General features: G+C 75.6%; 8 protein-coding genes and 1 other RNA gene. 4 read left to right on the top strand and 5 right to left on the bottom strand.

The window, feature by feature from the left end:
* Window positions 1-147: 147 nt before the first annotated feature.
* The gene (locus D476_RS39640; RefSeq protein ID WP_017623545.1) at window positions 148-282 is read right to left on the bottom strand and encodes a hypothetical protein; all 135 of its coding nucleotides are present in this window, start codon (window positions 280-282) and stop codon (window positions 148-150) included.
* A gap of 252 nt (window positions 283-534) precedes the next feature.
* Between D476_RS39640 and D476_RS0108630 the strand changes: the two genes are divergently transcribed.
* On the top strand, window positions 535-1,251 hold the full coding sequence (locus tag D476_RS0108630; RefSeq protein WP_239648641.1) for a hypothetical protein: 717 nt from the start codon (window positions 535-537) through the stop codon (window positions 1,249-1,251).
* A gap of 40 nt (window positions 1,252-1,291) precedes the next feature.
* Here D476_RS0108630 and D476_RS0108635 read toward each other — a convergent pair whose 3' ends face one another.
* Entirely contained in the window at window positions 1,292-2,329 is a 1,038-nt protein-coding gene (locus D476_RS0108635; protein WP_017623547.1) for a pentapeptide repeat-containing protein, read from the bottom strand.
* Between the two features lie 370 nt (window positions 2,330-2,699).
* Here D476_RS0108635 and D476_RS39645 point away from each other — a divergent pair, with 370 nt between their 5' ends.
* A complete protein-coding gene (locus D476_RS39645) occupies window positions 2,700-2,822 on the top strand; it encodes a hypothetical protein (RefSeq protein ID WP_275041542.1) in 123 nt (40 codons plus the stop codon).
* A 222-nt stretch (window positions 2,823-3,044) separates the two neighbouring features.
* Here the strand turns inward: D476_RS39645 and rnpB are convergent.
* The 3 genes from rnpB to D476_RS0108650 all read right to left on the bottom strand — a co-directional run bounded on the left by rnpB (window position 3,045) and on the right by D476_RS0108650 (window position 6,600).
* Window positions 3,045-3,429: RNase P RNA component class A (gene rnpB / locus D476_RS35525), an RNA gene on the bottom strand.
* Window positions 3,430-3,626: 197 nt separating this feature from the next.
* Entirely contained in the window at window positions 3,627-5,777 is a 2,151-nt protein-coding gene (locus tag D476_RS32580; RefSeq protein ID WP_040725707.1) for a hypothetical protein, read from the bottom strand.
* A gap of 301 nt (window positions 5,778-6,078) precedes the next feature.
* The gene (locus tag D476_RS0108650) at window positions 6,079-6,600 is read right to left on the bottom strand and encodes a YbhB/YbcL family Raf kinase inhibitor-like protein (RefSeq protein ID WP_017623549.1); all 522 of its coding nucleotides are present in this window, start codon (window positions 6,598-6,600) and stop codon (window positions 6,079-6,081) included.
* A 391-nt stretch (window positions 6,601-6,991) separates the two neighbouring features.
* On the opposite strand from D476_RS0108650, the gene D476_RS39650 reads away from it, so the two are divergent.
* Together D476_RS39650 and D476_RS39655 are read left to right on the top strand one after the other, a co-directional pair.
* A complete protein-coding gene (locus D476_RS39650) occupies window positions 6,992-7,498 on the top strand; it encodes an AfsR/SARP family transcriptional regulator (protein WP_449289397.1) in 507 nt (168 codons plus the stop codon).
* A partial coding sequence (locus tag D476_RS39655; protein WP_275041544.1) for a BTAD domain-containing putative transcriptional regulator occupies window positions 7,498-8,267 on the top strand: 770 nt, incomplete at its 3' end. The genes D476_RS39650 and D476_RS39655, both read left to right, overlap by 1 nt.

Below are 8,267 nucleotides of genomic sequence, written 5' to 3' on the forward strand. Positions count from 1 at the left end.
GAGCCGGGCGGGCTTCAGCCGGGCAGGCTCCGCGCCGCACCGGCGGGGGCGCCTTCTGCCGGGGCGCCTTCCGTGGGGTGCACGGTCCAGGGGGGCACCGGCGGCCGTGCGTGCCGCCGGTCCGGGCGGTCGCCGGAGCGCCCGCCCTCACTCCTCCTCGGGGCGGTCGTCCCGGCCGTCCTGCTGCACTTCTGAGGACTGGTAGCGGGCGAACCCGATGATCACGATGATCGCCAGGATCGGCAGCCCGAACAGCACCCCCCAGACCACGTTCATGTCCATGTGCGCTCTACCCGATCTCTCCCCGAGAGGTCCCGATTCCGCGCGGCCGCGCCGCCGTCGCCGGAGCGGCCCACCGCACCAATCTATCGGGCCGGGGCCCGCAAAGCCCGCCCCGACAAGGGATTCCGGCCCCTGCCGTATGTCACGGGAGGATCGGCGGGCGGCCCACTCCCGCGCTGAAAGATCCCATAGGTCCCGGTCGGGTGTCTTGTGCCAGAGTGGGCGCAGGCACACTCGGAAAGGATCGCCTCCGTGTCCATCCCCCAGCCGACGCCCCCCTGGAATGCCCGGCGGATCCGGACCGCGCTACGTGTCGCCCCCGTGGCCCTGGTCGCCGCCCTCGGCGGATGCACCGGCGGCGCAGGGCAGGCCTCCGGAGCCGCCCCGTCGTCCCCGTCCCCGTCGCCCTCTTCCACCCTCCTCACGCCCAGCCCGGAGCAGCTGGAGGACCTCGACGTCTACTGCCGTTCGGCCCCTCGCGATGAGGTGGGGGCGAGCAGTGGGGAGAAGGCCGTCGCCGGGTACCCGGACGCGCCCGAGTACGCGGGCGCGGGGCCGCACCCCGCCGCCGTCTTCGCCGACACCCCGTCCAACAACGCCCAGCTTCCCGACTACAAGCTCAAGGAGGAGGGGTCCAGCTACGAGAGCTGGCTCCCTGAATCCGTCGAGGAGGTCGAGCTGGTGGTGTGCCTGCGCCCGGCCTCCCAGGGGGACGAGCGCCTCGACACCTGTGAGTACACCGATGGTGGCGAGTACCCGCTGTACGAGCAGACCTACGAGTACACCGTCTACGCCCTGCACACCGGCGACGAGGTCGCCACGGGCGACGTGCCCTCGGGCACCGAGAACTGCCCGATCGCCGTCGTGGGCGATTCGCCCATCGACGAGATCGAAGAGGTGTATACGGGCATGCACCACACCACGTTCATCGATGAGATCGGGGAACTCGTGGAGGGCGAGGCCGAGTAGCGGAACGAAGGGGAGGGGGAACGGGCATCCGGTCGGCCCGTCAGTCGTCCACGATCGCCGAGGCGGTCTGCTGTTCATGGAGGCCGTCGACCGATGCCAGGTCGGTCCGCCTCAGGTCCGCGCGTTCGAGTCCGGCGCCCGTCAGGTTCGCCCGCCTCAGGTTCGCGGCGTACAGGTTCGCGCCTTCGAGGCGGGCGTTCCTCATGTACGCCCCCTCAAGGTCGGCGCTGCCCAGGTCCGCGTCCAGGAGGAGGGCGCCCCACAGCCTCGCGTACGCCAACCGTGCGTTGAGCAGGTCCGCGCCCTCCATCCGCGCATCCGCGAGATCGGCGCCCTCCAGATGGGCGTGCCGCAGTCGTGCGGCGTTCAGATCAGCGCTGCGCATTCTCGCGGCCTCCAGCCGGGCACCCGACAGGTTCGCGCCGCCGAGGAGCGCGGCCGACAGGTTCGCGTGCTGTAAGCGGGCGTTCATCAGCTCCGCGCCGCGCAGGTCCGTGGCGTGCAGGTTGAGCGGGGCGGTCTCCTCCCGGGGCGGGCGTCTCCCGAGCACCGTCAGCGCCGCCTGTACGTCGGTCCCGAGCCTTCTCCCCGACGCCTCCTCCGCCGTATCGGGGGCCGGACTCGTCTCGCGCACGAAGGCGGACAGGACCTCCACCACGGTCCGGTGATCCTCGGCGGACTCGCGCATGATGTGTTCGAGGGAGTAGACGCCGCCGATGCGCACGGCGGTGTGGTCGGAGCCGAGCTGTTCGACGGCGTCCTTGAACCTCTGGGTCTGCTGCCCTCTGCGGTTCAGGAGGTACGTCCGGACGGTGAACACCAGCGCCATCAGCGCCGCGGCCCCTCCGGCCGCCTGGAGCAGGGTGCGGCGGGTGGCGTCGATGACGTCGGCCCGGTCCCTCCCGGAGAGCCCGGTGAGGCTGTCAGCGGCCGCCCAGTCGGTGAGCGGGAAGAGGATGCCCCACAGGGCCGCGAGCACGGCGGCGACGGTTCCCCCGGCCACGAACCAGGTGCGCACCGGCGCACGCACCCCGTTCCGGGCCCGCTCGGAGTGCCGCCGCGAGAGCACCATGCGCATGCGCGTTTCTTAGCAGAGGAGCACCGCGGAGGAGAGCACCGTGACCTCAGTCGGCCAGGGAACCCGGTGGGGCGGCGAAAGTGGGACGCTTTGCGGCGACCGGGTCCGGCTCCCGTTGCCGTGACCGGGCGATGCAGATGGGAAGCGAGGAAAGTCGTTCGCCCAGTGCCCGGCGTGGTGCTACTACACCGACGCCCACCCCAATGAGCGGTGCGTCGTCGACATCGTCCACGGCTACGGCGAAGACGACGACGGCCAGTTCCTGGCCGGAGGCGGGTCGGTCGACGCCTCCTTGTGGCAGGAGCACGGCGAGTCCGGGCCGGGCGTCCGCCTGGAGGTCGCGCACCCTAGCGGATCCTCTGGCCTCCGCATGACCATAGACGAGGCCCGCCAGGTCGCCGCCCGCATCACCAAGATGTGCGACATCGCGGAAGCCGACCCTGGCCCACAGGCAGAGGGTGCGACGGTGACCGGCGGTCACATCGCGGCCTAGCCGCGCAGCGCCTTGGGGTGTATCCGCCCCGGTGTCCTGATAGGACGACACCATCGTCTCTGACGAGCCGACCGGGATGCCGGGGTGCAACGATCGGATGGGCCCGGAACCGTGGCGCGCGGCGTTCGGTGCCCCGAACGACTGGAATCGCGAAAGCGGGATGTCCTGCGGCGACCGGGTTCGGCGGCCGGTGCCGCCGCTGGGCGGCTCAGGCGGGTGTAAGGGGAGAGTCGGCCGGTAAGCCGGATTCTGTCGGCCCCCGCGGACGGGGGCGGACGGCCATCCATCTGGGACCGCCGTTGCCGGCGGCCTCGGTGCGGTCTACCCGCGGACCTCGGGCGGGCAGCCCTCGAACGTCCGCGCGGGGGCGTGAGCCCCCTTCTCGACCTTGCTCCGGGTGGGGTTTACCTAGCCGACCGGATCACTCCGGCCGCTGGTGGTCTCTTACACCACCGTTTCACCCTTACCACCGCGAGCGGTGGCGGTCTGTTTTCTGTGGCACTGTCCCGCGGGTCGCCCCGGGTCGGTGTTACCGACCACCCTGCCCTGTGGAGTCCGGACTTTCCTCGACGCCGCCGAACGGCGCCGCGACCGTCTGGCCGACTCTCCCGTCACCGAATTCTACGCGCATCCGTAGGCCCGCCGGACCGGTGACCGCGGCGCCGCCGGGGTCGCGCCGGGACGCCGGGCGGGGCGCGTCGGGACGCTGTAGGGGCGGCGGCTGAAGCGCCCCCGCATGGAGACGGCCCCCGCACCCGGGGGTGCGGGGGCCGTCCCCGCCGTCTCGGCCGCGTCAGAGCTGCTTCAGCGCCTCGGGTCGCCGTAGCCTCCGTAGCCGCCCGGGCGCCACTGGCGGCCGTCGGGGTCGGCGGACTCCGCGGCCCCCGGGTACGGGCCGCCGTAGGCCGGGTAGCCGCCGGTGGCGTCGGCCGGGTACCCGTAGTCGCCCAGCGTGTCGCCGTATCCGGCGCCGCCGTAGGAGGGCTGGGCCCCCGTCGGCGGCTGGGGGGCGCCCACCCGCCCGTAGGGCGACGCGGCCCCGGCGCCGTCTTGGCCTGCGGCGCCGTAGGGGGAGCCGAGGGCCCCGCTGTCGTAGCCTCCCGTCCCGTAGGAGGCGGCCTGCCCGTAGGAGGAGCCCCCGTAGCCCGGCTCGAACCCGGTGCGCGGCGCCATCGACGGCACTCCCCCGGTGGCGTGCTCGGGCGGCGCGCCGTAGGGCGCCCCGGGCGAGGCGTACCCGCCGGTGTCGCCGCCGCCGAAACGGTCGGAGGGGCCGTAGGCGCCCCCGTACTCGCCGCCGAAGTCGGAGGCGGGCGCGGGGGGCGGGGCCGACGGCGCCTCAGGGCGGCGGTGCGACCCGGTGTCCATGCTCGACCACAGCGGTGCGGCGGGCTCGGTCCCCGCCCCGCGGTCGCCCGCCCCGAACGATTCGCCCACCGGCGCCTGCGCCCCATAGGACGGGCGCGAGTAGCTGCCGGTGTCGTACGGGGACGAGGCGGACCCGTAGCCGCCGCCGAGCGCGGCCGCGCGGCTGTAGTCGCCGGTGTCGTAGGGCGACCCGGAGACAGGGCGGGCGTGCGACCCGGTGTCGTAGGCCGAGGGGGCCGGGGACGGCGCCGGGCCGGTCGCACCGTAGGGCGTGGCGGGCCGGGAGTGGTTGCCGGTGTCGTAGGGCGAACCCGGGCCGCGCTCGTAGTCCGGCATCGACGGGCGGGAGTACTCGCCGGTGTCGAAGGGGGACCCCGCGGCGGGCGCGGAGTAGGAGCCGCGGCTGTGCGAACCGGTGGTGAACGCGCCCGTGGCCGATGCGCCCGTGGGGGAGGAGCCGGTGGTGAACGACCCCGTGTCGTAGGCGCCGGTGCCGTAGGAGCCGGTGTCATAGGACGACGGCGTCCCCAGGGGGGAGGCGGGGGCCGACGGGGTGTGGGCGGCGGAGCCGTAGGAGGAGGACGGCGCGCCCAGCGGGTCGGCGGCGGGGGAGGGCGAGGGCGAGAAGGAGGACCCGAACGCTCTGCCGGGGGAGGCGGCGGTGGAGGGCCCACTCAGCGGGTCGTCGGCGGCCGGAGCGGGGGAGGACGCCGGGGACGGGGCCGTGGAGGGCGGGGCCGCGGGGGCCGAGTGGGCCCCGAGGGGGTCGTACGTCGCGCTCGCGGCCGTCCCGGCGAGGGGGTCGGGGGCCGGGGACGGGGCCGCGCCGGGCGCCGTGCCCAGCGGGTCGTGCGGGGCCGAGGGCGCGGCGGGCTCGGCGGCCGCCGGTGCAGGGGCGGCGCCCTGGCCCAGGCTGGCGAGTTTGGCGAGCCCGTCGTCGGCCCCCGCACCGGCCCCGGCGGAGGCGGGCTCGGCGGAGGCGGGCTGCGGGGCGTCGGCCTCGTGCTCGCGGCGGGCCCGGCGCCCGCGGGAGCGGCGCGAGGCGGGTTCGGGCTCCGGTTCGGGTGCCCCGTAGGCCTCCGGCGCGTCCTCGTCGTCGACGCCCGCCATCGGACCGGTGGCCTCGGCGCGGGTCTCGCGGCGGCCCCGGCGGCGGCCGGAGCGGGACCGGCCGCGCGGCTCCGGCTCGTCCCCGGAGGCGTCGTCCTCGTCGTCGACGCCGTCCATGGGGCCGGTGGCCTCCGCGCGCGTGTCCCGGCGCGCCTCGCGGCGCCCGGCGCGCGAGCGGCCGCGCGGCGCGGGCTCGTCGTCGTCGGCGCCGTCCATGTCGGTGTCGGACCAGAAGGAGCTGCCGGAGATGTCGGAGTCGTCGTCCCAGTCCGCCGAGGCGCGGGAGCGGCGGGAGCGGCCGCGGCGCGCCGGGCGGGGGGCGTCCTCCCCCTCGTCCGAGCCCTCGCCGTAGCCGTCGTCGTAGTCGTCGAAATCGTCCTCGCGCCCGTGGTTGAGAGCCCGCATACCCAGCAGGATCAGCACGAGGACGAGAAGGACGACGATGATCGCGACGATCGTTGCGATCAGTACGGTCATACTTGCACCACCCTTGGGGCCGTGGCCGTGTCGGGGACGGAGGTGCCACCGGCGGGGGTGACGTGCGCGGACTGGTGGCCCCCGGGACGGGGCGCCGAACGCGCGCTCGGGCGGCGCAGGCGCCTCGCACAGTCGGATACGTTTTCGGTCATCAGCAAATGCAGGGGGGACACGGCCCCACTTTATGCCCAGTTGTGCCGCGAGTGCAGCGGGTGACCGCCGAATTTTTCGCCTGCGCGGCGGTCGGCCGCCGGTCGGGCGGTCGGGCCCTGTGGGCCGGGCGGGGCGTGTCCGGGCCCGGCTACTCGGCCGCCGTCACCAGCGACCCCCGGGCCACCGTATGCGCGGAGATGCCCTCCAGAGTGTCGGTGAGCGGCGCGCCCTGCGGCAGCTCCAGCTTCTGGTCCAGCGCATATACGGTGAACCGGTACTCGTGCGGGTCGTCCTCCTCCGGGCACGGCGGAGTGTAGCCCGTGTCGCCGAAGCTGTTCTCCCCGGTCTGCGCCGGCTGGGGGACGCCGTCCTGGCGGATCTCCACGGTGGCCGGATCCAGGTCGAAGAGCACCCAGAACACCTCGGCCGATCCCGGGTCGTCGGCGACGATGGCGAAGGAGCCGATGTCCTCGGGCTGTCCGGACCACTGCAGCGGGGGCGAGCCGGCCTTCTCCTCCCCGCGGCAGGTGAAGGCGTCGGGCAGCATCGACCCCTCCATCAGCAGGGTGCTGCTGACGTTGATGTCCTCGGTCAGCTCGCCGTTCCCGGGGGTGAACCCGGTGCAGCCGCCCGCGGCGGCCAGGGCGGCCGCCGCGCCGGCCGCCAGCACGGCTCTGCGCCTTCCGGGGGCACGTGAGCGGACCGCGCGGCCGGGGCCGGGGGAACGGTGACGTGCTGCCGAGTTCATGGGGCTCCTGCGAATGGGTCGTCGGGGCCGAGGGGCCGGATGCCGTGCGCGGGGCGCGTCTTGCTGCTTCTTCCCACCGCACCTTACTGCCGTGCGGGCGGGCGCGGACCCCGGAAGGCGGGGGTGTCCCCGCCTCCGCCCCGCCCCTGTGGCCGGGCCCGGCCGACGCGGAGGGGCGAAGCGGGGAGGGAGCGGGGGCCGCATCGGGGATCATATGACGGTGCGGTTCTCCATTCTCGGTCCACTGGCGGTGCGCGACGGTGCGGGCCGGCCCGTCGCGGTGGGCGGCAACCGCCTGCGCCGCCTGCTGGCCATGCTGCTGCTGGCCCCCGGGCGCACGGTGGGCACCGAGCGCCTGATCGACGGGATCTGGGGCTCCGACGCCCCGGCCGGGGCTCCGAACGCGCTGCAGGCGCTGGTGTCGCGGCTGCGCAAGGTGCTCGGCGACCAGGCGCCGGTGGTCGGCGACGCCTCCGGCTACCGGCTGGAGGTCGCCCCCGAGCAGGTCGACCTGTGGCGGTTCGAGGACCTGGTGCGCCAGGGGCGGCGCGCCCGGGCCCGGGGCGCCGCCGCGGACGCGGCCGACCTGCTGGGCCGGGCGCTGGAGCTGTGGCGGGGCGACCCGCTGCCCGAGTTCGCCGAGGCCGGCGGCGAGGGCGAGGCGGTCCGGCTGGCCGAGCAGCTGCGCGCGGTGCAGGCCGAGTACCTGGAGGCGCGGGTCGAGGCGGGCGACCACATCGCCGCGCTGCCCGAGATCGAGGCGCTGGCCGCCCGCGAGCCGCTGCGCGAGCGGCCGGGGGGGCTGCTGATGNGCTGCTGATGCGGGCGCTGGCGGCCTCCGGGCGCACGGTGGACGCGCTCTCGGCCTACGAGGGGCTGCGCACCGGCCTGGCCGAGGAGCTGGGCATCGACCCCTCCGAGCGCATCGCCGAGCTGCACCTGCGGCTGCTGCGCGGGGAGCTGGAAGGGTCCGCCCCCGCCGGGGCGGCGCCGGAGCGGGCCGGTGCGGCCGGGGACGGCGGCCCGGCGGCCGGGGACGGCGCGCAGGCCGGGCCCGCGCCCGCGTCGCCCGGCGCGGACGCGCCGCCGGTGCGGCTCCCGGCGTCGCTGACCGCGTTCGTGGCCCGAGACGAGGAGCTGAGCGCCGCCCTGGGGCTGCTCTCCGGCGAGCGGCTGGTCACCCTGGTGGGCCCGGGCGGGTCGGGCAAGACCCGGCTGGCGGTGGAGACCGGCACCCGCCTGGCCGCCGAGCGCGCCGACCTGGTCCCCGACGGGGTGTGGTTCATCGACCTCGCCCCGCTGCGCGACGGCGCGGCCGTGCCCGAGGCGCTGCTGGACGCGCTGGGGGTGCGCGAGCGCGCCGTCACCCCCCTCCAGGTGGGCGGGGCCGCCGACGACCCGCTGGGGCGCGCCGCCGAGGTGCTCTCCGGGCGGCGGCTGCTGCTGGTCGCCGACAACTGCGAGCACCTGGTGGGCGACGTCGCCGACGCCATGGAGCGGCTGCTGGCCGTCTGCCCCGGGGTGAGGGTGCTGGCCACCAGCCGCGAACCGCTCGGCGTGACCGGGGAGCGGCTGGAGGCGGGGCCCCC

The organism is Nocardiopsis chromatogenes YIM 90109, assembly GCF_000341185.1.
Classification (GTDB): Bacteria; Actinomycetota; Actinomycetes; order Streptosporangiales; family Streptosporangiaceae; genus Nocardiopsis_A; species Nocardiopsis_A chromatogenes.

Bases quoted from the DNA above. Each gene is read 5' to 3' on its own strand.
- D476_RS39640 (WP_017623545.1), bottom strand. From the start codon at position 282: ATGGACATGAACGTGGTCTGGGGGGTGCTGTTCGGGCTGCCGATCCTG.
- D476_RS0108635 (WP_017623547.1), bottom strand. From the start codon at position 2,329: ATGCGCATGGTGCTCTCGCGGCGGCACTCCGAGCGGGCCCGGAACGGG.
- D476_RS39645 (WP_275041542.1), top strand. From the start codon at position 2,700: ATGACCATAGACGAGGCCCGCCAGGTCGCCGCCCGCATCACCAAGATG.
- D476_RS32580 (WP_040725707.1), bottom strand. From the start codon at position 5,777: ATGACCGTACTGATCGCAACGATCGTCGCGATCATCGTCGTCCTTCTC.